Origin of the sequence: Actinomadura opuntiae (assembly GCF_030283205.1) — a bacterium.
Taxonomy (GTDB): domain Bacteria; phylum Actinomycetota; class Actinomycetes; order Streptosporangiales; family Streptosporangiaceae; genus Spirillospora.
The window spans coordinates 258,266-281,689 of the sequence record NZ_JASNWF010000011.1; the positions used below are offsets into that span (position 1 = coordinate 258,266).

Sequence of the window (23,424 nt, forward strand, 5' to 3'; positions counted from 1 at the left end):
TGGTGCCGCTGCAATGCCGCCGCAGGAGCGCTGCGGCGGCACCGCGCGGTCAGCCGCGCTGCTGCTCCTGGGACGGGTCGGTGCGCAGCCGGGCGTGCAGGCCGCCGTCCAGGTGGAGGACGTGCCCGTTCAGCTGCGCCGCCGCCGGGGACGCCAGGTACAGCGCCGCGTCCGCGACCTCCTCGGGCGAGGTCGTGCGGCCGGACGGGATGTCGGTGGCGGGGCGCACCGTCCCGACGACGCTGGCCGGGGCGATGCAGTTCGCGCGGATGCCGAGGCCGCCGAGCTCCACCGCGATCGCCCGGCTGAGCGCCTCGATGCCCGCCTTGGTGACGTCGTAGACGCTCTGGTTCTCGTGGGCGCGGGTCCCGCCGGGCGACGACATGCTGACGATCGCGCCGCCGCGCCCGGCGTCCCGCCAGTACCGGACGGCGCGGACCGACAGCAGGTACGCCGAGCGCAGGTTCGCCGCGACGACCGCGTCCCACACCGCCGCCCCGATGTCGGCGAAGGGGGTGCGCAGCTCGGTCATCGCGGCGTTGTTGACCAGGACGTCGAGGCCGCCGCCGTCGGCGCGGAGCCGCTCGAACACCGCGTCGGCGACGTCCTCGCGGGCCAGGTCGCCGGCCAGCACGTCCACGCCGGGCGCGCCGTCGTGGACCTTCAGCCCGTCGGCGTCCACGTCGACGGCCAGCACCCGCGCGCCGGCTCCGGCGAACCGGGCGACCAGGGCGCGGCCGATCAGCCCGGCCGCCCCCGTCACCACCACCCGCTCGCCCCGGTAGTCGAACCGTACGGCGCTCATTCGGCCTGGGCCTCCCTCACCTGCGCGACGAGCTGCGTCGGGTTGATGAATATCAGGGCGATGACCAGCAGCACCGCCGACAGGGCCATGTAGATCACGGCCATCGCGTCGATGGCCTGGGCGGCGCGGATGCCGGGGGTGAACGCGGCGCTGTAGAGCGCGACGATCAGGGTCTGGCTGTCGGCGTCCGCGACGAGGAACGTCAGCTCGAACATCGCGACGGTCCGCACCAGCACCAGGATCCCGGCGGCCAGGATGCCGGGCAGCAGCAGCGGCACCAGCACCCGCGCGAACACCTGCCCGGTGCGGGCGCCGCACATGCGGGCCGCCGACTCCACGTTGGCGTCGATCTGCTCGACGAACGGCGTCATCACCAGCACGACGAACGGCAGCGCGGGCACGAGGTTCGCGGCGATGACGCCGGTCAGCGTCCCCGCCAGGTGCACCTTGTACAGGACGGTGGCGAGCGGGATGCCGTAGGTGATCGGCGGCAGCAGCACCGGCAGGAACAGCAGGAACATCACGATCCGCTTGCCCGGAAAGGTCCGGCGCGCGAGCGCGTACCCGGCGGGGACGCCGAGCAGCAGCGCCAGCGCGACGACCGCGAGCGTCACCTCCAGCGTGACGCGCAGGACGTCGCCGAGCTGGAACTCCTCCCACGCGTCGGAGTACCACGCCTTGGTGAAGCCCTCGGGGAGCCAGCCGGCGAACCAGCGCGTCCCGAACGAGTCGACGACCACCGACAGGATCAGCGCGGCCAGATTGACCAGGAAGAACGCCACGCAGATCCAGACGATCCAGCTGCCGGCACGGCCGCGCGCGCGTGCCGCGGAGACGGTGCTCACGATCCCTTCCCTCCCGTCGCGGGCCCGGTGTAGAGGCGGCCGCGCAGCAGCAGCGTCACCGAGATGACCAGCAGCTCGAACACGCCCATCAGCACGGCGATGGTCGAGGCCATCGAGTAGTCGTACTTCTCGAACGCCGCCTGGTAGGCGGCGATCGCCATGACCCGCGTCTCCCCGGCGGGCTGGCCGACGAGGTTCGCGGACGGGAACACCGAGAACGCCAGCACGAACGCGAGCACGAACGTGGTGGCGAGGCCGGGCGCGAGCAGCGGCAGCACGACGCGGCGCATCCGCTGCCAGGGTCCGGCGCCGAGCGTCGCGGCGGCCCGCTCCAGCGTCGGGTCGATGCCCGACATGTACGCCAGGACGAGCAGGAACGCGAACGGGAACCCGGTGATGAGCAGCGAGAACAGCACGCCCCAGTAGTTGTAGATCAGCCGGACCGGGTGGTCGACGAGCCCGACGTCCATCAGGACCCGGTTGAACCAGCCCTTCGGGCCGAGGTAGCGGAGGATGCCGTCCGCCACCAGGACCGTTCCTAGCGTGACCGGCAGGACCAGTACCGCCGTCAGCAGCCGCCGGCCCCTGAACCGCCCGCGCAGCCGGTAGGCGATCGGCACGGACGCGCCCACGTTGATCAGCGCGGCGGGGAGCGCGAGCCGCAGCGTCTTCCAGACCGTGCCGCGCTGGTAGGAGTCCTGGAAGAACTCGCGGTAGTTGGCGAGCGCGCCGCCGCCGTGCATCGGCTGCAGCGACAGCCCGACCCCGTACATCATCGGGTACAGGAACAGCAGCACGACGACGAGCAGCGCGGGAAGCAGCAGGAGCAGCACCCGGTCGACGCCGCGTTCGGCGAGCCGGTGCCGCAGGCCGCCCCGCGCCTTCGCCGGTGCGGGACGCGCGGGGGCGTCGACGGCCATCACCCGTCCCCCTCGCCCTGGAACACGAGCACGCGTTCGGGCGGGACGGTCAGCGTGACCCGCTCCCCCGGCGCGATCCGCTCCGGCGTCCGGAAGTGGATCACCTGCCCGCCGTCGGTGACGCCTTCGGCGGCGACCTCGCGTCCGTGGAACTCCGACACCTCGACCCGCACCGACAGCGCGTTGCCGTCCTGCCCGGACGCGGCGACCCGGAAGTCCTCGGGCCGGACGGCGGCGACCGCCCGCGTCCCCTCGACGGCCTCCTGGGCGACGCCGGTCAGCTCCGGGCCGTCCGGCTCCCCCAGCGTGACCCGCCCGTCCGCCGCCGACAGCACGGGCAGCTCCAGCAGGTTCCGGTAGCCCATGAACCCGGCGATGTAGGTGCTCGCTGGATAGGTGTAGACGTCCTCGGGCGTGCCGATCTGCTCGACGCGTCCCGCGCGCAGCACCACGACACGGTCGGCGAGCGCGAGCGCCTCCTCCTGGTCGTGCGTCACGTACACGGTGGTCAAGCCGAGGTCCTGGTGGATGCGGCGGATCTCGGTGCGCATCTGGACGCGCAGCTTCGCGTCCAGGTTGGACAGCGGCTCGTCCATCAGCACCAGCCGGGGCCGCAGCACGATCGCGCGGGCGATCGCCACCCGCTGCTGCTGGCCGCCCGACAGCTGGCCGGGCAGCTTGTTCTCGTGCTCGGTCAGCTCGACCATGCGCAGCGCCTCGTCGACCCGCCGCGCCGTCTCCGCCTTCCCGACGCGCCGGACCGACAGCCCGAACGCGACGTTCCTGCGGACCGACAGGTGCGGGAACAGCGCGTAGTTCTGGAACACCATCCCGAACCCGCGCCGCTCCGGCGGCAGGCCGTCGATGCGCTCGTCGTCCAGCCAGATGCCGCCCTCCGACAACGGCAGCAGCCCGGCCAGGCAGTTCAGCGCCGTCGACTTGCCGCACCCGGACGGCCCGAGCAGCGCGAGGAACTCCCCGCCCTCGATCAGCAGATCGAGCCCGCTCAGCGCCACCGCCTTCCCGAACCGCCGCGTCACCCCTTCCAACCGCAGCGCCCCGAACGTCCCCCGCGCGCCCCGCGCCGCCACCACCTCCGCCGTCATGACTTCTTGACCTTTTGGCCGCCGATCTCGCGGTCCCAGCGGTCGAAGGCGGCGACCATGGCCTTGGCGTCCAGGGGCGGGGCCTTCGGGTTGCCGGCGATGAGCTTGTCGTATCCGGGGCGGCCGTACTCCTGGATGACCTTCTGGCTCTCCGCCGGCGCCATCGACAGGGTCACGCCCTTCACGGCGGGGCCGGGGTAGAAGTAGCCCTTGTCGTAGGTGACGGCCTGCTGCTGCGGGGTGAGCGCGAACTTCATGAGGTCGGCGAGGACGGCGAGCTTGCCGCCGGACACTCCCTTCGGCACGACCATGTAGTGCGCGTCGGTCACCCAGGTGAAGCCGTCGAGCGACTGCACCCCGACGTTCTTGGGGACCTGGCCGAGGGCGCGGGGGTTGATGTCCCAGCCGGTGGTGGTGAGGACGATGTCGCGGGAGCCCTCGCCGAGCTCCTTCATGGTCTGCGAGGTGCCGGTCGGGTAGTAGTCGACGTACCTGCCGAGTTCCTTGAGGTAGGTCCAGGTCTTGGACCAGCCGTTCACCGGGTCCATCGGGTTGGAGTCCTTGAGGATGTAGGGCAGGCCCATCAGCCAGGTGCGGCCGGGCCCGGAGTTGGCGGGACGTGCGTATTCGAGGCGTTTCGGGTGCGCCTTCGCCCAGGCGAGCAGGTCCTGCGCGGTCTTCGGCGGGTTCGGGACGGTCTTCGGGTTGTACTCCAGCAGCGGGCCGGACGGGTAGTAGGTGACGACGACGCCCTTGCCCTGCGCGAGGTCCTGCATCTTCGCGGCGGGGTCCTGGTAGATCGACTTCACGTCCGGGAGCTTGTCGGCGTACTTGCCGAGCAGGTCGATCCAGAGGTTCTGCTCCAGCCCGGCGGACAGGCCGTCGGTGCCGGTCAGCACGAGGTCGATGTCGAGGCGGCCGGCGTCCTGCTGCGCCTTGACCTTGCCGGCCAGCTCGGGCGCGGTGACCTTGGTGTAGGTGATCTTGCTGACGAGCTTGGGGTGGGTCTTCTGGTAGTTCTCGAAGATCGGCTGGGTGAGCTGGAGGTTGCCGGCGACGTCCACGATGTTGAGGGTGACCGGCTTGGACGGGAGCCTGACGTCGGCGGGCGGGGGCTCGGAGATCGACTTGCCGCCGGAGTCGGGGGCGCCGCAGGCGGCGGCGAGGACGGCGGTGGCGGCGGAGAGGGCGAGGACGGCGTTTCGGGGGATGCGCATGGGGTGGTCCTCCAGGGCGGGCCGGCGCTCAGATCGGCCCGGTGGTGCCTCGGATGAGGAGACGGGTCGCCAGCTCGGCGGCCGGCGGCGGCGGGGGCGCGCCCGGCGCCCCCTCGGCGAGCATCGCGTGCATGGCGGCGGCCGCGGCTCTTGCGAGGGCGGTCACGGGCATCGCCACGGTGGTGAGGGGCGGGTTGGTCATCGACGCCATCGGGACGTCGTCGAAGCCGACGAGGCTGAGCCCGCCCGGCGCGCCGGGCCGGGCGGGGACGGGGACGCCGCGCGCGGTGAGCCGGGACAGCACGCCGAGCGCGACGAGGTCGTTGTAGGCGAACACGGCGGTCACGTCCCGGGCGAGCACCTCGTCCGCGGCGCGGTAGCCGCCGGTGAAGCGCGGCTCGTACGGGCCGAGCTCGACCAGCTCCATGCCGCGTTCGGCGCAGCCGGCGGCCAGGAACCTGCGCCGCTGCCGGTTGGACCAGGAGTTGGCGGGCCCGGCCAGGTAGGCGCAGCGGCGGTGGCCGAGCGCGTGGACGTGCGCGACGGCCTGCTCCATGCCGGGCCGGAAGTCCAGCAGGACCGACGGCGCGGCGCGGCTGACCCGGTTGGCCAGCACGATCGTGGTCTTGGACGCGACGGTGCGCAGCCGCGTCCCGGACATGCGGGGGGCGCACAGGATCAGCCCGTCCACCCGTTCGGACATGGCCTCGGCGAGCCGGACCTCGGTCGCGGTGTCCTCGTCGGTGTCGGCGAGGAACACCGCGTACTCGGTGTCGCGGAAGTGCGCCTCCACGCCCTTGATGAACGGCGCGTAGAAGGGGTTGGCGATGTCGGGGACGATCAGCCCGACGTTGCGGGTGCGGCCGAGGACGAGGGACTGCGCCGCCCGGTTGGGCTGGTAGCCCAGCCGCTCGGCGCATTCGAGCACGCGCCGCCGGGTCTCGGCGTTGACCAGCTCGGGGGCGTTCAGGGCGCGCGAGACCGTCGAGGCGGACACCCCGGCGAGCCTCGCCACGGCCCGGATCGTCGCCCGGGAGCCGTCGGGCGCGGTGCTCATGCCCGGAGTATGAAAACGTTTGTGGTACGCGTCAATGGGGCGGCCGCGACCGATCCGGCCGGACACGGCGGAACCCCCGGCCGCGCGGGCGGCCGGGGGTTCCGGGGCGGGGTCCTGCGTGCGGGGCTAGGTGGCGTCCTTCCCGGCCTTCACCGGCTCGGGCGCGCCGGTCGCCGAGTCGTCGTGCACGTAGCGGCGGCCGCGCAGCAGCGAGGCCAGCGCCCCGATCAGCGACATGGCGATCGCCATGCTGAAGACGATCACCAGGCCGTGGTGGAACGGGTCGGCGATCAGGTGCGGGAAGTACGAGCGGCCGGTGAGCGTGGCGACGTCGTGCGGGTCCAGCTTGGACAGCACGCCGAACGGCTCCAGCAGGTTCTGGATCGGGTTGTAGCCGAGGAACGCGGCGAACAGCGTCCCGACCGGCGGGGTCCGGCCCACCTGGCCCGCGACGTCCGCCGGGACGCCGTGCGAGGTCAGCCCGCCGGTCAGCGTCTTCGGCAGCGAGTTCGACAGCCCGGCGATCATCAGCGAGAAGAACACCCCGATGGACAGCACCATGCCGGCGTTCATGAAGGTGGCGCGCATGCCGGACGCGGCGCCGCGCTGCCCCGCCGGCACCGCGTTCATGATCGCGGTGGTGTTGGGCGCGGCGAACAGCCCGGAGCCGACCCCGTTGAGGAAGATCAGCGCCGCGAAGGCCCAGTAGTTGAAGTCCGTCGGGATCAGCAGCAGCCCGAGGAAGGCCAGCGCGGACAGCGCCAGCCCGCCGGAGGCGAACGCGCGGGCCCCGTGCCGGTCGGACAGGTGGCCGGAGATCGGCCCGGCGACCAGGAACCCGACGGTCAGCGGCAGCAGGTAGATGCCGGCCCACAGCGGGGTGTCCTCGAAGTCGTAGCCGTGCAGCGGCAGCCAGATGCCCTGCAGCCAGATGATCAGCATGAACTGCATGCCGCCGCGGGAGATCGCGGCGAGCAGCCCGGCCGCGTTCCCGGCCGCGAACGCGCGGATCTTGAACAGGTCCAGGTGGAACATCGGCTCGTCCACCCTGGTCTCGATGTAGCAGAAGACCGCGAGGACCACGACGCCGCCGATGACGCCGGCGAGCACCCACGGGTTCGTCCAGCCCATGTCGTGGCCGCCGTACGGCTGGATGCCGTAGGTGATCGCGGCCAGCAGCGCGGTCAGCCCGACCGCGAAGGTGGCGTTGCCGATCCAGTCGATCCTGGTGCGGAGCGAGCGCGTGGCCGTCTCGACGAGGCTGCGGTAGGCCCACAGCGTGCCGATCAGGCCGATCGGGGCGGAGGCGAAGAACACCAGCCGCCAGTTGACCTCGCTCAGCAGCCCGCCGGCGACCAGGCCGAGGAAGCTGCCCGCGATGCCGGCGACCTGGTTGACGCCCATGGCCATGCCGCGCCGGTCGGCCGGGAACGCGTCGGTGAGGATCGCGGCGGAGTTGGCCATCAGCATGGCGCCGCCGATGCCCTGGAACACCCGCCAGGCGATCAGCCAGACCGCGCCCGCGCCGCCGTGCAGCGGGTCGAGCCCGAGCGCGACCGTCCCGACCGTGAAGACCGCGAAGCCCGCGTTGTACATGCGGACGCGCCCGAACATGTCGCCCAGCCGGCCGAGCGTCACCACCAGGACGGCCGAGACGAGCATGTACCCCATCAGCACCCACAGCAGGTAGCTGACGTTGCCCGGCTCGAGGGGGTTCAGGTGGATGCCGCGGAAGATCGCCGGCAGCGAGATGATCACGATCGAGGAGTTGACCGTGGCCAGCAGCATGCCCAGCGTCGTGTTGCTCAGCGCGACCCACGGATAGTGCTTGGTCGGCACGCTCTCCCCTCCCGACGAAATAGTTTCTTGCGCTAACTAATCATATAGCGCGACAAATCCGCCAGCGCGGCGAACGGGGGACCATGTCACCTCCCCGTCCGTACGTTCTCCCCCGCGGCCGTGGGATCCTGCTGCTCACCCGGACGAGAGGACGAGATGCAGGGGACACGACACCGGCTGAGCCTGGACGACGAGCGGGTCCGGGCGTTCTGGCGGGAGCGGCGGGTGTGCACGCTGGTCACGGTCCGCCCGGACGGCACGCCGCACGCGGTGCCGGTGGGCGCGACGCTGGACGCCGCCGCCGGGCTGGTGCGCGTGATCACCTCGGCCGGGTCGGCGAAGGCGCGGCACGTGCGGGCGGCGGGCGACGGCGGGCTGCCGGTCGCGGTGAGCCAGGTGGACGGCCGGTACTGGGTGACGGTCGAGGGCCGGGCCGTCCTGCGGAGCGACGCGGCGTCGGTCGCGGACGCCGAGCGGCGGTACGCCGAGCGCTACAAGCCCCCGCGCGAGAACCCGCAGCGGGTCGTCATCGAGATCGCGGTCGGACGGGTGCTGGGCAATGTCTGACGACGGCACCGCCTCCCATGACACGACGCGGCCGGACCTGCACGCCGTCGACACCCCGGCCGCCCCGGGTGCCCCGGAGGACCCGGTGGCCCCGGACGTCTGGGTCGTCGGCATCGGCGCCGACGGCTGGGACGGGCTGACCGAGGCCGCGCGGGACGCGTTCCGCAAGGCGGACGTGATCATGGGCGGGCCGCGGCAGCTCGGCCTGCTGCCGAGCCTGGACGCCGAGCGGGCGCTGTGGCCGTCGCCGATGCTGCCGGGGCTGCCCGCGCTGTTCGAGGCGCACCGCGGGCGCCGGATCGCCGTCGCGGCGAGCGGCGACCCGATGTTCTACGGGATCGGCACGACGCTGGTGCGGCTGCTCGGCGCCGGCCGGGTGCGGGTGGTGCCGCACGCGTCGTCGCTGTCGCTGGCCTGCGCGCGGCTCGGCTGGCCGGTCGAGGACACCGAGGTCGTGAGCGCGGTGGGGCGGCCGCTACCGGTACTGAACGCGGTACTGGCACCCGGCCGGCGGGTCCTGGTGCTGAGCGCGGGCGCGGACACGCCCGCCGAGATCAAAGCACTGCTGGACGAGCGCGGCTACGGCGCCAGCGAGGTGACCGTGCTGGAGCGGCTCGGCGCGGACGACGAGCGCGTCGGCCCGGTGCCGGACGATCCGGGCGCGCTGAACGTCGTCGCGATCCGCTGCGCGGGGCCGGGGACGTCCGTCGTGCCCGGCCTGCCGGACGACTCCTACGACCACGACGGGCAGCTCACCAAGCGGGAGGTCCGCGCGATCACCCTCGCCCGCCTCGGGCCCGTCCCCGGCGAGCTGCTGTGGGACGTCGGCGGCGGCGCGGGCAGCATCGGGATCGAGTGGATGCGCGCGCACCGGTCCTGCCGGGCGATCGCGATCGAGGAGCGGGAGCGGCGGGCGGCGCGGATCGAGGCGAACGCGGCGGCGCTGGGCGTCCCGGGCCTGCGCGTGGTCGTCGGCGAGGCGCCCGCGGCGCTGGCGGGGCTGCCCGCCCCGGACGCGGTCCTCATCGGCGGCGGGGTCACCGCGCCGGGGATGGTGGACGCGTGCTGGGAGGCGCTGCGGCCGGGCGGGCGGCTGGTCGTCAACGCCGTCACGATCGAGTCGGAGCGGGTGGTCACGCAGGCGCGCGAGCGGCTCGGCGGCGACCTGACCAGGATCGAGATCGGCCGGGCCGCGCCGGTCGGCGGGTTCACGGGGTGGCGGCCGATGATGCCGGTCACGCAGTGGGCCGTGACGCGAGGGGACGACCGATGACCGTGCATTTCATCGGCGCCGGGCCGGGCGCCGCCGACCTGATGACGGTGCGCGGGCGCGACCTGGTCGCCGCCTCGCCGGTGTGCCTGTACGCGGGCAGCCTCGTCCCGCCGGAGGTGCTGGAGTGGTGCCCGCCGGGCGCGCGCCTGGTGGACACCGCGCGGATGGTCCTGGACGACATCGTCGCCGAGCTGGTGGCGGCGCACGGGCGCGGGCAGGACGTGGCGCGGCTGCATTCGGGCGACCCGTCGGTGTTCAGCGCGATGGCCGAGCAGATGCGGCGGCTGGACGCGGCGGGCGTCCCGTACGACGTGACGCCGGGCGTGCCCGCGTTCGCGGCGGCGGCGGCCTCGCTGGGCCGGGAGCTGACCGTCCCGGAGGTGGCGCAGACCGTGGTGCTGACCCGCACGTCGGCGCGGGCGACGCCGATGCCTCCGGGCGAGGACCTGCGCACGCTGGGCCGCAGCCGCGCGACGATGGTGCTGCACCTGGCCGTGCAGCGGATCGAGTCCGTGGTCGACGAGCTGATCCTGGACTACGGCGGGGACTGCCCGGTCGCCGTCGTCGCCTACGCGTCCCGAGCGGACGAGGTGATCGTCCGGGGCACGCTCGCCGACATCACCGCGAAGGTGCGGGAGGCGGGCATCGAGCGGACGGCCGTGATCATCGTCGGCCGCGTCCTGACGGCGGAGGACTTCACCGACAGCCACCTGTACTCCGCCGCCCGCTGCCGCTCGTAGGCGCAGGTCAGGGGCCGGATCGTCCGACGATCACGCCGGCGCGGTCGATGACGACGACGTCGACAGCGACGGGCGCGCCGCGCAGGACGTCGAGGGCCGTGGCGCGGGCGCGGTCCGCCACGAGGTCGCCGAGCGGCACACCGGCCCGCTGGCAGATCTGGAGCGCGTCGAGCGCGGTGTTGGCGTTGCGCACCCGCTCGGCGGTCTCCGGGTCGTCGATCATGGCGGCGAGGACGCCGAAGTCGACCTGGGACCGCTTGGAGTGCAGGTCGAGGTGCCCGGCGGCGAGCTTGGCGAGCTTGCCGATGCCGCCCGCGATCGTCAGCCTCGGCACCGGGTGGCGGCGCAGGTACTTCAGCACGGCGCCGGCGAAGTCGCCCATGTCGAGCAGCGCGTCCTCCGGCAGCCCGTGCAGGTCGGCGGCGACCTTCTCCGACGTGCTGCCGGTCGCGCCCGCGACGTGCTCGCGGCCCATCGCGCGCGCCACGTCCACGCCGCGCCGAATGCTGTCGATCCACGCCGAGCACGAGTACGGGACGACGACGCCGGTCGTGCCGAGGATCGACAGCCCGCCGAGGATGCCGAGGCGCGGGTTCCACGTCCTGCGCGCCAGTTCCTCGCCGCCGTCGACGGAGATCTCCACGATGACGTCGGCGTCGCCGAGGACCTCGCGCATCATCCGGCGCGGCACCGGGTTGATCGCCGGTTCGCCGACGTCGAGGGGCAGGCCGGGACGGGTGACGGTGCCGACGCCGGGCCCCGCGCGGAACACCACCCCGCTGCCGGGCGCGCCCGGCCGGACGGTCGAGCGGACGAGCGCGCCGTGCGTGACGTCGGGGTCGTCGCCCGCGTCCTTCACGATCCCGGCCGTGGCGAACCCGTCGCCGAGTTCCTCGACGGCGAGCGCGAACGCGGGCGTCTGCCCCTTCGGCAGCGTGATCTGCACGGGATCGGGGAACTCGCCGGTCAGCAACGCGGCATGCGCGGCCTTGGTCGCGGCGGTCGCGCACGCGCCGGTCGTCCAGCCGTAGCGGAGATCGCTCACGGCCGTACCATGCCCTCGTGACCGTGCCCGTGGAAGAGACCAGGCGTGTTCTCCTGCTCGGCGGGACCGGTGAGGCGCGGCGGCTGGCCGCAGCCCTCGCCGACGATCCCCGCTACGACGTGATCAGCTCGCTGGCGGGCCGGACGGCCGACCCCGACCTGCCGCCGGGCCGCACCCGCATCGGCGGGTTCGGCGGCCCGGACGGTCTCGCGGCCTGGCTGCGCGAGGAGGGCATCGACGCGGTCGTCGACGCCACGCATCCGTTCGCCGCGCTGATGACCGAGTCCGCGGTGGTCGCGGCGGGGCGGACCGGGATCCCGCTGCTGGTGCTGCGCCGCCCCGGCTGGACGCAGGGGCCGGGCGACGACTGGCGGCGCGTCCCGTCCCTGGAGGCCGCCGCCGCGGACCTGCCCGGCGAGCGGGTCTTCCTGACGACCGGCCGCAAGAACCTCGCCGCGTTCGCGGGCGACGCGCGACGCTGGTTCCTCGTCCGGTCCGTCGATCCGCCGGAGCCGCCGCTGCCGCCGCGCATGGAGACCGTCCTCGGACGCGGCCCGTTCACCATCGAGGAGGAGCTGGCGCTGATGCGCGAGCACGCGATCGACACGCTGGTCACCAAGGACAGCGGCAGCGCGATGACCTCGGCCAAGCTCACCGCCGCCCGCACGCTGGGCGTCCCGGTCGTCATGGTCGACCGGCCGCCGGCGCCGCGCGGCGTCCCGATCGCCGCGACGGTCGAGGAGGCGGTGAGCTGGCTCGCTCATGAGGGGTAGCGGCGCGGCGTGAACACGATCGTGCCGCCGTCGCCGCGTTCGGCGACCGTCGTCCGCGACGACCCGACCAGCAGCAGCGTCCGCATGTCGACGCCGGTCCCGTCGAGGTCGGCGAGCCGGATCACCCGGATGCTCTCCTCCGGTCCGCCGACGTCGCGTCCGATGACGACCGGCGTGTCCGGCGACCGGTGCTCCAGCAGGACGTCGCGGGCCCTGGCGACCTGCTCCTTGCGGGTCTTCGACGCCGGGTTGTAGAGGGCGATGACCAGGTCGGCGGCAGCGGCGGCGGCGAGGCGGGACGCGATGACGTCCCACGGCTTGAGCCGGTCCGACAGCGACAGCACGCAGTAGTCGTGCCCGAGCGGCGCGCCGATCCGGGACGCGACGGCGTTCGCGGCGGTCAGGCCGGGCAGGACCCGCACCGGGACGTCCTTCCAGCGGTCCTCGGCGGCGACCTCCAGGACCGCGGCGGCCATCGCGAACACGCCGGGATCGCCGGACGACACCACCGCCACGCGGCGTCCCCGCTCGGCCAGCGCCAGCGCGAACTCGGCCCGCTCCGACTCGACCCGGTTGTCGGACGCGTGCCGCTCCTGCCGCGGGTTGGCGGGCACCCGCGCCAGGTAGGGGGCGTATCCGACGAGGTCGTCGGCGGTGGCGAGGGCGTCCTGCGCCTCGGGGGTGAGCCACGCGCGGCCGGCCGGGCCGAGTCCGACGATCACGACCTCGCCCCGTCCCTCCCCCGCCGCGGCGGGCTCCGGCAGCTCGCGGCGGGTCTGCTCGTGCACGCGGCTCGGGAGGATCGCGACCGAGAAGTACGGGACGGTGTCCGGGTCGACGTCGGCGAGCGGGACCGTCCGCTGCCGGTCGGTGGTGGCGCGCTCGACGTACCAGGCGTCGTCCAGCCGGCCCGCCTCCTCCAGCGCCGCGCGGACGCCGCCGAACGTCCGGCCGAGCTTCAGCACGGCGGCCGAGTCGGTGGCCTCCAGGCGGCGGGCGAGGTCATCGGGCGGCAGCGTGCCCGGCAGGACGGTCAGCACCTCGTCGCGCTCCACCAGCGGACGGCCGAGTTCGGCGGACGCGGCGCTCACCGACGTCACCCCCGGCACGACCGTCGTCGGGTACCGGCCGGACAGCCGCTTGTGCAGGTGCATGTACGAGCCGTAGAAGAACGGGTCGCCCTCGCACAGCACCACCACGTTCCGCCCGGCGTCCAGGTGCTCGGCGAGCCGCGCCGCGCACCGCTCGTAGAACTCCTCCAGCACGGCGCGGTAGTCGCCGGTCGCCTCGGTGGTGACCGGGTAGATCAGCGCCTCCTCGATCTGCCCTTCGCGCAGGTGGGAGGCGGCGATGCCGCGGGCGATGCTGCGGCCGTGGCGCGCGGCGTGGTGCACGACCACGTCCGCGCCCGCGATGAGCCGGGCCGCCTTCACGGTGATCAGCTCGGGGTCGCCGGGGCCGAGCCCGACCCCGTACAGGTGTCCGGTCATCACTCTTCCTCGCTGGCGATGGCGTTGATCGCGGCGGCGGTCATCGCGCTGCCGCCGCGCCGCCCGCGCACCACCAGATGCGGCAGGCCGGACGCGGCGAGCGCGTCCTTGGACTCGGCCGCGCCGATGAACCCGACCGGGATCCCCAGCACGGCGGCGGGCCGGGGCGCGCCGTCCGCGACCATCTCCAGCAGCCGGAACAGCGCGGTCGGCGCGTTGCCGATCGCGACGACGGAGCCTTCCAGCCGGTCCCGCCACAGCTCCAGCGCGGCGGCGCTGCGGGTCGTGCCGAGCTCCGCCGCGAGCGCGGGCACGCGGGGATCGCCGAGGGTGCAGACGACGTCGTTGCCCGCCGGGAGCCTCCGGCGGGTGACGCCCGCCGCGACCATCTGCGCGTCGCACAGGATCGGGCGGCCCGCCAGCAGCGCCGCGCGGGCCGCCGCGACGACGCCGGGCGCGTGGTCCAGGTCCCGCACCAGGTCGGTCATCCCGCACGCGTGGATCATGCGGACGGCGACCCGGGCGACGTCGTCCGGCAGCCCCGCGAGGTCCGCCTCCGCCCTGATGGTCGCGAACGACCGCCGGTAGATCTCCGCGCCGTCGCGGACGTAGTCGATCACTCGCTCCTCCGTGTCGTGGCGGCGGCCGCCGCCGTCGCCGTCAGGTCGCCGGGCCGGGCGCGGACCTCGCCGCCGAGCCGCACCTCGTACCCGCCGGGGGTGGCCACCACCGCGACGTGCCGGTCGGCGGGACGCCCGCACTGCCGCTCGCAGCCCGACCAGTGCACCGGCAGCCCGCCGCCGGCCCGGCGGGCGCGGGCCGCGTCCGCGCGCACGTCGGTGAGCGATTTCGCGCAGCCGGGACGGCCGGCGCAGGACGTCAGCCCCGCCCAGTCGGGTCCGGTGACCAGGCCAGGGAAGTGTGGCATGTCCGTGAGGCCGGGAACGACGACCCCCCGCCACGGAGTGACAATGATCTCCCCGGCGGCGCTCAGCCCGGCCGGGTCGAGGCGGCCGAGCGGGACCAGCCCGGAGAACGCCGTGCGCCCGTCCCGCTGGGGAATCTCGCCGAGCGGTGGCCTGCGCGGCACCGCCGGAACCGCCACCGGTTCCGCTTCCCGTTCACCGCTCAGCGGCAGCTCTCGGCCGAGTTCGGCGACTCGCCACTCGCTCGTCCGGACGCGCAGGAACGCGCGCGCGGCGTCCAGCGCGAGCCCTGCAGCGTCCTCGGGGGCGGCCCGCAGGCCGCTGTCCTTTCCGGCGAGGACCAGGGCGAACACGTCCGGCGCCACCGCGTACAGGCCGACGTCGGCGCGCAGCGCGATGGCGTCGCCGCGCCCGTCGTCCACCGCGAACAGGAACCGGCCGGGCAGCTCGGCGAGGCCCGGGTCCGCGCAGAGGCCGGCGTCCAGCGCCGCCACGACCGGCCGGACGTCGACGAGGCCGCCGCCGTCGCGTCCGGTCAGCACGCTGCCGAGGATGTTGCGGACCCGCTCATGCGTCGCGGACGGCAGCAGCCCGGCGTCGCTCAGCCGCGCGCTCAGCTCCTCCTCGGCGCCGTCCGCAAGCCCTCTGATCTGCACGTTCGCGCGCGAGGTCAACTCCAGGAACCCGTCGCCCAGCTCGCGCGAGGCGACGGCGAGCGCGTCGAGCCCCCGCCGCGTCACGGCGCCGCCGGGCAGCCGGACGCGCGCCAGCCCCCCATCGGCGGCGGCGTGCACCCGCAGAGCCCCCGGACACCGGTCCGGCCCAGAACGCGAAGACGACACGCCAGGATCCTAAGGCCCGCCCCGAAGGCCCGAACGCCCCGATCCGGACGGAACCGCTGCTCAGTAGCCCCACGCCGAGTCGCAGTGCCCGAACCCCGAGAAGGTCGTCCGGAACTCCCCGTCGATGGCCCTGCCGAACGCGTCGAGGCCGTTCAAGCAGGCATATCGCGGTTCCCCGCTCGAGACCAGCGCGATCGCGACGCCCGTGCCCGGCTTCTGGGGGATCGTGCTGGTGACGCGCAGCGGCTCCCCCTCCGCGAAGGAGAAGATCGCGATGGCGTCCGGCCGTCGCAGCGTCCCGTGGCCGGAGCGGCCGTCCGGGCCCATGGTGGCGGAGGAGACCGCAGCCGGGCCGCCCGGCGCGCGGAACAGGAGCCGCCCCTCGCGCAGGCCGGAGCCGCCGGCGCGCGTGTCGGTCGCGCGGACGGTGACGTTCCGGACGGCGGCGTCCTGCCCGGCCCCGGGGACGACGTCGCCGGTGGCGTAGCCGAGCGTCCGCCCGTCGCGGGCCCAGACGATCTCGCCGATGGCCGAGGGCCCGGCCGCGCTCCACGTGCGGCGGGCCCCCGTCCCGGCGTCGAGGACGGTCAGCGCGGCACGCGGCGGGCTCGCGGGCGCCAATGCGTTCGGTGAGTTCGGCGCGTTCGGCGGGTTCGGCGGGTTCGGCGCGCAGGGCGCGGTCGTGTAGGCGAGCCGGTCGCCGTGGCGATTCATCGCAAGGCCCGCGACCAGCGCGGGTGTGGTGCCGCCGCGCAGCGGCGCGAGCCCGGTCACGTGACCGTCGCGGGTGAGCCGGAACTGGAAGAGGCGCGTCTCGCACGGATCGTTCCGCGATGCGGCGACCACGAACCTCCCGCCCGGCCCGGCGAGGATCTCCTGCACCGCACCGGCGGAGCCCGGCGGCCGCACCGCGTCGACCACCTGCACCTGCCCGTTCACGCTGCGCGCCGCGCGGACCTCGAGCCACGGGTCCTGCCGCCCCGCGGTGAGCATGAAGCGCGGCATCCGGTAGCGGAGATGTCCGGCCGCCTCCGGGTCCTTCCCGCCCACCGCCGAGCCGACTCCGGCGATGGCGGCGCCGACCAGCACCGCCAATGCGACGGGCGCCGCCCAGCGCCGGATCCGCCACGACACCGGCTCGCTCTCCGGTTGCATCGGACGATCGTCCCACGCGCCCGCGGCTCCCCGCGGCGCGCCCGCGCGCGCCGGTCCGGAGGGAATCGGGTTAGGGTGTGGGCGGCGGCAAGGGAGGAAGCCGGTGCGAATCCGGCGCGGTCCCGCCACTGTCACCGGGGAGCGGACCCCATGCGAGGCCACCGCGCGAGCGGGAAGGCCGGGGCGAGCGGCGATCCGGGAGCCAGGAGACTCCGTGCCGCCGCTGCACGAGCCGTCGTGCAGTGCTGCGACCTGCGATTCGGGGCGAGGACCCCGGGTGAGGACCCGATCCGCGTGATCTTGCTGCTGTCCACGTCGGACACCGATCTGCTCAGTGCGCGTGCGAGCGGCGCCGGCTTCCGGCTCGCCAATCCGGCCCGCACGTCCGTGGCCGACCTGCCCGCGCTGGTGGACGGCGCCGACCTGGTGGTCGTGCGGCTGCTGGGCGGCCGCCGCGCGTGGGAGGACGGGCTGGACGCGCTGCTCGCGGGCCCGCGCCCGGTGGTGGTGCTCAGCGGCGAGCAGGCGCCGGACGCCGAGCTGATGGAGCTGTCCACCGTCCCGGCCGGGGTGAGCGCCGAGGCGCACGCGTACCTGGCGCACGGCGGGCCGGGCAACCTGGCGGAGCTGTTCAACTTCCTGTCCGACACGGTGCTGCTCACCGGATTCGGGTTCGCTCCCCCGGCGCCCACGCCGACCTGGGGTGTGCTGGAGCGCGCGAGCGCGCCGGGTGAGGGGCCGGTCGTCGGCGTCCTGTACTACCGGGCCCATCATCTGGCCGGGAACACCGCGTTCGTCGAGGCGCTGTGCGAGGCGATCGAGGCGAAGGGCGGGCGGGCGCTTCCGGTCTTCTGCGCCTCGCTGCGCACCGCCGAGAAGGAGCTGCTGGAGACGCTCGGACGGGCCGACGCGCTGGTCGTCACCGTCCTCGCGGCGGGCGGCACGAAACCGGCGTTCGCGGGCGCGGGCGGCGATGACGAGGCGTGGGACGTCGGCGCGCTGGCGGAGTTGGACGTCCCGATCCTGCAAGGCCTGTGCCTGACGAGCGAGCGCGCCGCGTGGGAGGCCAACGACGACGGCCTGTCGCCGCTGGACACCGCGACGCAGGTGGCCGTGCCGGAGTTCGACGGCCGGATCATCACGGTGCCGTTCTCGTTCAAGGAGACCGACGAGGACGGCCTCAGCGTCTACGTCGCCGATCCGGAACGCGCCGCGCGGGTCGCCGGGATCGCCGTCCGGCACGGGCGGCTGCGGCACGTCCCGGCGAAGGACAAAAGGGTCGCGCTGATGCTGTCGGCGTATCCGACCAAGCACGCGCGGATCGGGAACGCGGTCGGGCTCGACACCCCGGCCAGCGTCGTGAAGCTGCTCGCCGAGATGCGCGGCCACGGCTACGACATCGGCGACGCGCTACCGGCCGAGGGCGACGCGCTCATGCACGCGCTCATCGCGGCGGGCGGGCAGGATCCCGACTGGCTCACCGAGGCGCAGCTCACCGGCAACCCCGTCCGCATCCCGGCAGCGCGGTACAAGGCCTGGTACGCGACGCTTCCGGGGGACCTGCGCGAAAGCATCGAGCGGCACTGGGGTCCGCCGCCCGGCGAGCTGTTCGTGGACGACTCGCACGACCCGGACGGCGAGATCGTCCTCGCGGCGCTGCGATCGGGGAACGTCGTCGTGATGGTGCAGCCGCCGCGCGGTTTCGGCGAGAACCCCGTCGCGATCTACCACGATCCCGACCTTCCGCCGAGCCACCACTACCTGGCGGCGTACCGGTGGATCGCGGACGAGTTCGGCGCGGACGCGATGGTCCACGTCGGCAAGCACGGGAACCTGGAGTGGCTGCCCGGCAAGTCCGCCGGGATGTCGGCGTCCTGCGGCCCGGACGCGGCGGTCGGCGACCTGCCGCTCATCTACCCGTTCCTGGTGAACGACCCGGGCGAGGGCACGCAGGCCAAGCGCCGCGCGCACGCCACGCTCGTCGACCACCTGATCCCGCCGATGGCCCGGGCGGAGAGCTACGGCGACATCGCGCGGCTGGAGCAGCTGCTCGACGAGCACGCGAACATCGCGGCGCTCGACCCGGCGAAGCTGCCCGCGATCCGCGCGCAGATCTGGACGCTGATCCAGGCCGCTCGCCTCGACCACGACCTCGGCCTGGACGACCGCCCGCACGACGCCGAGTTCGACGACTTCCTGCTGCACGTGGACGGCTGGCTGTGCGAGGTGAAGGACGTCCAGATCCGCGACGGCCTGCACGTCCTCGGCGCGGCCCCGGCCGGGGAGACGCGCGTCGACCTGGTGCTGGCGATGCTGCGGGCGCGGCAGATGTGGGGCGGTTCGGTGACGCTGCCCGGCCTGCGCGAGGCGCTCGGCCTGAAGGAGGACGGCGCAGCCCGGACGGAGGTCGACGCGGTCGAGGAGCGGGCGCGGGCGCTGGTCGGCGCGATGGAGGAGCGCGGCTGGGACCCGGCCGCCGCGTCCGAGGTCGCGGACGGGCAGGTCGCCGACATCCTCCGGTTCGCCGCGACGGAGATCGTCCCGCGGCTGGAGAAGACCCGCGACGAGATCGGCATGGTGCTGCACGCCCTCGACGGCGGCTACGTGCCGGCCGGGCCGAGCGGCTCCCCGCTGCGCGGCCTGATCAACGTGCTGCCGACCGGCCGGAACTTCTACTCCGTCGATCCGAAGGCCGTCCCGTCGCGGCTCGCCTACGACACCGGCCGCGCGATGGCCGACTCGCTGCTGGACCGGTACCGCGAGGACACCGGCGAATGGCCGCGCTCGGTCGGTCTGTCGGTGTGGGGCACCAGCGCGATGCGCACCTCCGGCGACGACATCGCCGAGGTGCTGGTGCTGCTCGGCGTCCGCCCGGTCTGGGACGAGGCGTCCCGCCGCGTCACCGGCCTGGAACCGGTCCCGCTGGACGAGCTGGGCCGCCCGCGCATCGACGTCACGATCCGGATCAGCGGGTTCTTCCGTGACGCTTTCCCGCACGCCGTCGCGATGCTGGACGACGCCGTGCAGATCGCGGCGAACCAGGACGAGCCGGACGAGATGAACTACGTCCGCGCGCACGTCCGGGCCGATCTCGCCGAGGGCGGCGACGAGCGGCGGGCGACGCTGCGGGTGTTCGGGTCGCGGCCGGGCGCGTACGGGGCCGGGATCCTGCCGCTGATCGACAGCCGGAACTGGCGCGACGACTCCGACCTCGCCGAGGTGTACGCGGTGTGGGGCGGCTTCGCCTACGGGCGCGGGCTGGACGGCGTCCCGGCGCGCGGCGACATGGAGAACGCCTACCGGCGGATCAGCGTCGCGGCGAAGAACACCGACACCCGCGAGCACGACATCGCCGACTCCGACGACTACTTCCAGTACCACGGCGGCATGATCGCGACCGTGCGGGCGCTGACCGGCAAGGCGCCGAAGGCCTACATCGGCGACAGCACGCGCCCGGACGCCGTCCGCACCCGCACGCTCGACGAGGAGACGTCCCGCGTCTTCCGCGCCCGCGTCGTCAACCCGCGCTGGCTCGCGGCGATGCGGCGGCACGGCTACAAGGGCGCGTTCGAGCTGGCCGCGACCGTCGACTACCTGTTCGGCTACGACGCGACCGCCGGGGTCGTCGCCGACTGGATGTACGAGAAGCTCGCGCAGACCTACGCGCTGGACGCCGAGAACCAGGCGTTCTTCAACGAGTCGAACCCGTGGGCGCTGCACGGCATCACCGAACGCCTCCTCGAAGCCGCCGACCGGGGCATGTGGGAGCACCCGGAACAGGACACCCTGGAGGCGTTGAAGCGCCTCTACCTCGAGGTCGAAGGCGACCTGGAGGATTCCGACTAAGCCGCGGACAGTCCGAGGAGCCGTGCGGCGAGGGTGCGCAGTTCCCGGTCCTCGGCGAAGGCCCGCCATCCGCTGTTGACGTGATGCCGGCGGTCGGAGTCCAGGATCTCGCGCAGCGCCCAGCGCACCTGCGAAGGCGCCGGGCCCATCTCGGCGAGGTACCGCACCGCCGCCCACCGCACCGGCAGGTACCGGCCCCGCGCCAGCTCGTAGACCTCGCGGCACAACGTCTCGGACGCGGCCCCGGGCTCACCGGTGACCGAGTGATGCGCGCGCGCCGCGTCCACGCGCGTCCAGTCGGACCGGGAGTCCATGAGCAGCCGGAGGCGCGTGGCGTGGGCGGCGGCCTGCTCGCCGAGATCGGCCAGCAGATGGATCCCGCCGTGGCCGGGCGAAAGGGCGTCGACGGCGCCCAGCAGCGGCGCCGGGTCGCCGGTCACCTTGAACAGCGCCCAGGAAAGGACGGCCTCTCCGTCGTAGACGGACCCTCCGCCGCGCCGCAGCGCTTCGGCCGCGCCGGCCGCGGCCGGGCCGATCGCGGCGAGCGCCGTCGCCGCCTGGACGGCCGCGACAGTGTCGAGCAGCCGGACGAGTTCGGGGACGGCCGGTGCGGCGGCCGGCCCCCACTCCGCCAGCGACCGCGCGAGCGTGCGGCCGGTGTCGGGGTCGTCCATCCGCGCGCGGATCGCCGGAAGGAGGACGTCCGCGTGCTCGCTCAGCGGGGCCAGCGAATAGAGGATGGACGGAGCCGACGTGGTGAACACCGAACCGTCGTACACGTCGGCGGTCGGCGGTGTTCCGGCGAGCCGTTCCATCAGGTAGGGGACGCAGCGCGGGTCCCTGCGCCAGGCCAGGCCCCACGCGGCGAAGTCGGAGACGCGATCGTCGCCGTGCCGGGACAGCGGCGCGTCGTCGCCGAGCCGGGCGGCGAGCAGGTCGGGGGCGCCCTCGTCCAGTGCCGCGAGCAGCAGGACGGCGTGGGAGCGCGCCGCCGGGGACGCATCGGCGGACAGGGCGGCCAGGTGCGGAATCAGGCGTTCCACCGGGGATCGCCGCGCGGTCAGCAGGTGCGCGGCGATGCGCACTGCACCGGTCCGCTTGTCGGCGTCGCCGTCGGCGATGAAGGCCGTGCACAGGTCGAGGCGCGCGGGCGGGTCGTCCTCGATCCGCGCCGCGATCCAGCCGAGCAGGCGGGACGCGCCGCCGCCGAAGAACGGGACGAGCTCGGGACTCATGCCGCCGACCCACGGGACGCCGCGCCAGACCGCGACGTCACCGTGCAGGGCCTCGATGGCCGCGGCGAGATCGGGACGTTGCGCGCCGACCGCCGCCGACAGCGCGATGTCGGCGGCGAGCCGGAGCTGCGCGTCGCCCGATGCCCGCAGGTCACGGAGCCAGAGGAGCGTCTCGGGCAGGACGAGCGCGCTGCACCCGGACGCCAGTTCGCCCGCCGCGAGGACCAGCCCGAGCCGCACCGCCGCATCGTCCTGGCCGTCCCACCTGGCGCGCAGCTCCGGGACGATCGCGTCCGCGTCGCTCGCGGCGGCCGACAGCGTCCTCGTCAGTTCCCTGCGGACGGTCGCGTCGGGGTCGTCGAGCAAGGCGAGCAGGCCGGACAGCGCGGCGGCCCAGGCGTCCGGCCACCCCGGGTCGACCTCCGAGACCGTGTTCGCCTCGTGGACGAGCTGCCCGATCAGTTCCAGCAGGCCGATCCGATCGGCGGTGTCCGGTGACGCCACCAGTTCGAGGAGGTACGGCAGGGCCGCGGTGGCGGCGTCGCAGACGAAGCCGCCCTGGTGGTAGATCCTGATGTCCAGGTCCCCGACCGCGTCGGTGGACGGGTCGCGCTCGTCGGCTATGGCGCGCAGCAGGCCGGGGACGTCCTCGGCGGAGCCGTAGGCGTGCCGCAGGGCGGACCAGTCGATGTCGTCCAGGCCCCGGAGAAGCGTCACAAAACGGGGATCATTCCACGGAACCGGTGTAGGCGGCGATCGTGCGGTCGGCGCGGGCGCGGGCCTCGGCCTGCGGGGTGCCGGACGCGGCGTCCGCCGCGTACCAGCCTTCCGCGCAGCCGGTCATGAAGTCGCGGGCCTCGTCCGACGCCTGCCACTCGGGTCCGAGGTCCGCCGGAATGTCCTTCCCGGACGACAGGTGCAGGGACAGGCCGAGCAGGCCCATGTCCCAGCCGACGCCGACGGCGCCCGGCCCGAACTGCTCCCAGTGGTCGTCGACGCGGGTGATGTGCTCCAGCTCGAAGCGCGTCCGCCCGTCGGCTTCCGGGGTCAGCCGCACCTCGATCCAGCTGGTCTGCCCGGCGAACTCCCAGGTGGCGAAGAAGCTCTTCGGCGGGTCGCAGCGCTCGACGGTGCCGCCGGCGTTGCCTTCGAGCTGGTAGCGGCCGCCGACGCGCAGGTCGCCCGAGACGGGCAGGAACCAGCGCGGGATCCGCTCGGGGTCGGTGACGGCGTCCCACACGTCCTCGACGGGGGCGCCGTAGGTCTGGCTGATGACGACGGCGCGGGCGGTCCCGGCCTCCATCTCGCGCTCGCCGACCCGGCGGCGCACGTCGTTGATCTGCCCGGTCACTTCGATCATGGTTCCTCCTCGGTCCGGCGTGCCCGCCGTCCCCTGGCGATCTCGGTGGCCAGGGCGTCCAGATGCGGCGTCCAGTAGCGGCGGAAGCGGTCGAGCCAGGCGTCGATCTCCTGGAGCGGCGCGGAGCCGACGCTGTAGAGGCGCCGCGTCCCGTCCGGCCGGACGACCGCGAAGCCCGCCTCGCGCAGCACCCTGAGGTGCTGCGACACGGCGGGCTGCGAGATGCCGAACTCCTCCCGGACGACCGACGACACCTCGCCCGAGGACCGCTCGCCGTCGGCGAGCAGTTCGAGGATGCGGCGCCGGACCGGGTCGCCCAGCACATCGAAGGCGTGCACGGGACCCAACCTACAGGCACGGCTTATATAAGCCAAGCCTTAAAC

20 protein-coding genes and 1 riboswitch are annotated in these 23,424 nt (G+C 74.1%); of the genes, 5 read left to right on the forward strand and 15 right to left on the reverse strand.

What is annotated here, in order from left to right:
- Nucleotides 1-49 precede the first annotated feature (49 nt).
- From QP089_RS24900 to QP089_RS24930, 7 genes are all read right to left on the reverse strand, one after another.
- Nucleotides 50-805, reverse strand: coding sequence for an SDR family NAD(P)-dependent oxidoreductase (locus tag QP089_RS24900; RefSeq protein ID WP_285914382.1), 756 nt, complete (start codon nucleotides 803-805; stop codon nucleotides 50-52).
- On the reverse strand, nucleotides 802-1,650 hold the full coding sequence (locus QP089_RS24905) for an ABC transporter permease (protein WP_285914383.1): 849 nt from the start codon (nucleotides 1,648-1,650) through the stop codon (nucleotides 802-804). Before QP089_RS24905 ends, QP089_RS24900 begins: the two co-directional genes overlap by 4 nt.
- The gene (locus tag QP089_RS24910) at nucleotides 1,647-2,570 is read right to left on the reverse strand and encodes an ABC transporter permease (protein WP_285914385.1); all 924 of its coding nucleotides are present in this window, start codon (nucleotides 2,568-2,570) and stop codon (nucleotides 1,647-1,649) included. The genes QP089_RS24905 and QP089_RS24910 overlap by 4 nt, the downstream gene beginning before the upstream one ends.
- Nucleotides 2,570-3,676: an ABC transporter ATP-binding protein gene (locus tag QP089_RS24915; RefSeq protein WP_285914386.1), complete on the reverse strand. Its 1,107-nt coding sequence runs from the start codon at nucleotides 3,674-3,676 to the stop codon at nucleotides 2,570-2,572. The genes QP089_RS24910 and QP089_RS24915 overlap by 1 nt, the downstream gene beginning before the upstream one ends.
- Nucleotides 3,673-4,893, reverse strand: a complete 1,221-nt coding sequence (locus QP089_RS24920; protein ID WP_285914387.1) for an extracellular solute-binding protein — start codon at nucleotides 4,891-4,893, stop codon at nucleotides 3,673-3,675. Before QP089_RS24920 ends, QP089_RS24915 begins: the two co-directional genes overlap by 4 nt.
- Before the next feature lie 28 nt (nucleotides 4,894-4,921).
- Nucleotides 4,922-5,950: a LacI family DNA-binding transcriptional regulator gene (locus tag QP089_RS24925; RefSeq protein ID WP_285914389.1), complete on the reverse strand. Its 1,029-nt coding sequence runs from the start codon at nucleotides 5,948-5,950 to the stop codon at nucleotides 4,922-4,924.
- A 126-nt stretch (nucleotides 5,951-6,076) separates the two neighbouring features.
- Nucleotides 6,077-7,789 (reverse strand): MFS transporter, encoded by a 1,713-nt coding sequence (locus QP089_RS24930; RefSeq protein WP_285914392.1) that lies wholly within the window; start codon nucleotides 7,787-7,789, stop codon nucleotides 6,077-6,079.
- 156 nt (nucleotides 7,790-7,945) lie between these two features.
- Here QP089_RS24930 and QP089_RS24935 point away from each other — a divergent pair, with 156 nt between their 5' ends.
- From QP089_RS24935 to cobM, 3 genes are read left to right on the forward strand one after another with little or no spacing between them, the layout of a single operon-like run.
- On the forward strand, nucleotides 7,946-8,356 hold the full coding sequence (locus QP089_RS24935; RefSeq protein WP_285914393.1) for a pyridoxamine 5'-phosphate oxidase family protein: 411 nt from the start codon (nucleotides 7,946-7,948) through the stop codon (nucleotides 8,354-8,356).
- Nucleotides 8,349-9,629 carry a precorrin-6y C5,15-methyltransferase (decarboxylating) subunit CbiE gene (cbiE, locus tag QP089_RS24940; protein ID WP_285914394.1) on the forward strand — a complete coding sequence of 427 codons (1,281 nt, stop codon included), beginning with the start codon at nucleotides 8,349-8,351 and terminating at the stop codon, nucleotides 9,627-9,629. The genes QP089_RS24935 and cbiE overlap by 8 nt, the downstream gene beginning before the upstream one ends.
- A complete protein-coding gene (gene cobM, locus QP089_RS24945) occupies nucleotides 9,626-10,369 on the forward strand; it encodes a precorrin-4 C(11)-methyltransferase (protein WP_285914395.1) in 744 nt (247 codons plus the stop codon). The genes cbiE and cobM overlap by 4 nt, the downstream gene beginning before the upstream one ends.
- Nucleotides 10,370-10,376: 7 nt before the next feature.
- Here cobM and QP089_RS24950 read toward each other — a convergent pair whose 3' ends face one another.
- Nucleotides 10,377-11,414, reverse strand: a complete 1,038-nt coding sequence (locus tag QP089_RS24950) for a cobalt-precorrin-5B (C(1))-methyltransferase (protein WP_285914396.1) — start codon at nucleotides 11,412-11,414, stop codon at nucleotides 10,377-10,379.
- A 17-nt stretch (nucleotides 11,415-11,431) separates the two neighbouring features.
- Here QP089_RS24950 and QP089_RS24955 point away from each other — a divergent pair, with 17 nt between their 5' ends.
- A complete protein-coding gene (locus QP089_RS24955; protein ID WP_285914397.1) occupies nucleotides 11,432-12,187 on the forward strand; it encodes a cobalt-precorrin-6A reductase in 756 nt (251 codons plus the stop codon).
- On the opposite strand, the gene QP089_RS24960 is transcribed toward QP089_RS24955, so the two are convergent.
- From QP089_RS24960 to QP089_RS24975, 4 genes are read right to left on the reverse strand one after another with little or no spacing between them, the layout of a single operon-like run.
- Entirely contained in the window at nucleotides 12,175-13,677 is a 1,503-nt protein-coding gene (locus QP089_RS24960) for a precorrin-2 C(20)-methyltransferase (RefSeq protein WP_285914399.1), read from the reverse strand. The two genes, QP089_RS24955 and QP089_RS24960, sit on opposite strands and share 13 nt — an antisense overlap.
- Nucleotides 13,677-14,297, reverse strand: coding sequence for a precorrin-8X methylmutase (locus tag QP089_RS24965; RefSeq protein ID WP_285914400.1), 621 nt, complete (start codon nucleotides 14,295-14,297; stop codon nucleotides 13,677-13,679). The genes QP089_RS24960 and QP089_RS24965 overlap by 1 nt, the downstream gene beginning before the upstream one ends.
- A complete protein-coding gene (locus tag QP089_RS24970; RefSeq protein ID WP_285914401.1) occupies nucleotides 14,294-15,445 on the reverse strand; it encodes a ferredoxin-like domain-containing protein in 1,152 nt (383 codons plus the stop codon). Before QP089_RS24970 ends, QP089_RS24965 begins: the two co-directional genes overlap by 4 nt.
- Nucleotides 15,446-15,505: 60 nt before the next feature.
- The gene (locus QP089_RS24975) at nucleotides 15,506-16,600 is read right to left on the reverse strand and encodes a hypothetical protein (protein WP_285914403.1); all 1,095 of its coding nucleotides are present in this window, start codon (nucleotides 16,598-16,600) and stop codon (nucleotides 15,506-15,508) included.
- Nucleotides 16,601-16,694: 94 nt separating this feature from the next.
- Nucleotides 16,695-16,812: riboswitch (cobalamin riboswitch) on the forward strand.
- 82 nt (nucleotides 16,813-16,894) lie between these two features.
- Here QP089_RS24975 and cobN point away from each other — a divergent pair.
- A complete protein-coding gene (gene cobN / locus QP089_RS24980; RefSeq protein WP_446474083.1) occupies nucleotides 16,895-20,446 on the forward strand; it encodes a cobaltochelatase subunit CobN in 3,552 nt (1,183 codons plus the stop codon).
- On the opposite strand, the gene QP089_RS24985 is transcribed toward cobN, so the two are convergent.
- From QP089_RS24985 to QP089_RS24995, 3 genes are read right to left on the reverse strand one after another with little or no spacing between them, the layout of a single operon-like run.
- A complete protein-coding gene (locus tag QP089_RS24985) occupies nucleotides 20,443-22,398 on the reverse strand; it encodes a hypothetical protein (protein WP_285914405.1) in 1,956 nt (651 codons plus the stop codon). The two genes, cobN and QP089_RS24985, sit on opposite strands and share 4 nt — an antisense overlap.
- 10 nt (nucleotides 22,399-22,408) lie before the next feature.
- The gene (locus QP089_RS24990) at nucleotides 22,409-23,041 is read right to left on the reverse strand and encodes an SRPBCC family protein (RefSeq protein ID WP_285914407.1); all 633 of its coding nucleotides are present in this window, start codon (nucleotides 23,039-23,041) and stop codon (nucleotides 22,409-22,411) included.
- Nucleotides 23,038-23,379: an ArsR/SmtB family transcription factor gene (locus tag QP089_RS24995; RefSeq protein WP_285914409.1), complete on the reverse strand. Its 342-nt coding sequence runs from the start codon at nucleotides 23,377-23,379 to the stop codon at nucleotides 23,038-23,040. Before QP089_RS24995 ends, QP089_RS24990 begins: the two co-directional genes overlap by 4 nt.
- Nucleotides 23,380-23,424: the final 45 nt, after the last annotated feature.

What these genes read in the sequence shown, in the direction of transcription:
- cobM (WP_285914395.1), top strand. Translation starts at nt 9,626, where the DNA reads ATGACCGTGCATTTCATCGGCGCCGGGCCGGGCGCCGCCGACCTGATG.
- QP089_RS24910 (WP_285914385.1), bottom strand. Translation starts at nt 2,570, where the DNA reads ATGGCCGTCGACGCCCCCGCGCGTCCCGCACCGGCGAAGGCGCGGGGC.
- QP089_RS24990 (WP_285914407.1), bottom strand. Translation starts at nt 23,041, where the DNA reads ATGATCGAAGTGACCGGGCAGATCAACGACGTGCGCCGCCGGGTCGGC.
- QP089_RS24920 (WP_285914387.1), bottom strand. Translation starts at nt 4,893, where the DNA reads ATGCGCATCCCCCGAAACGCCGTCCTCGCCCTCTCCGCCGCCACCGCC.
- QP089_RS24900 (WP_285914382.1), bottom strand. Translation starts at nt 805, where the DNA reads ATGAGCGCCGTACGGTTCGACTACCGGGGCGAGCGGGTGGTGGTGACG.
- QP089_RS24975 (WP_285914403.1), bottom strand. Translation starts at nt 16,600, where the DNA reads ATGCAACCGGAGAGCGAGCCGGTGTCGTGGCGGATCCGGCGCTGGGCG.
- QP089_RS24925 (WP_285914389.1), bottom strand. Translation starts at nt 5,950, where the DNA reads ATGAGCACCGCGCCCGACGGCTCCCGGGCGACGATCCGGGCCGTGGCG.
- QP089_RS24915 (WP_285914386.1), bottom strand. Translation starts at nt 3,676, where the DNA reads ATGACGGCGGAGGTGGTGGCGGCGCGGGGCGCGCGGGGGACGTTCGGG.
- QP089_RS24935 (WP_285914393.1), top strand. Translation starts at nt 7,946, where the DNA reads ATGCAGGGGACACGACACCGGCTGAGCCTGGACGACGAGCGGGTCCGG.
- QP089_RS24960 (WP_285914399.1), bottom strand. Translation starts at nt 13,677, where the DNA reads ATGACCGGACACCTGTACGGGGTCGGGCTCGGCCCCGGCGACCCCGAG.
- cbiE (WP_285914394.1), top strand. Translation starts at nt 8,349, where the DNA reads ATGTCTGACGACGGCACCGCCTCCCATGACACGACGCGGCCGGACCTG.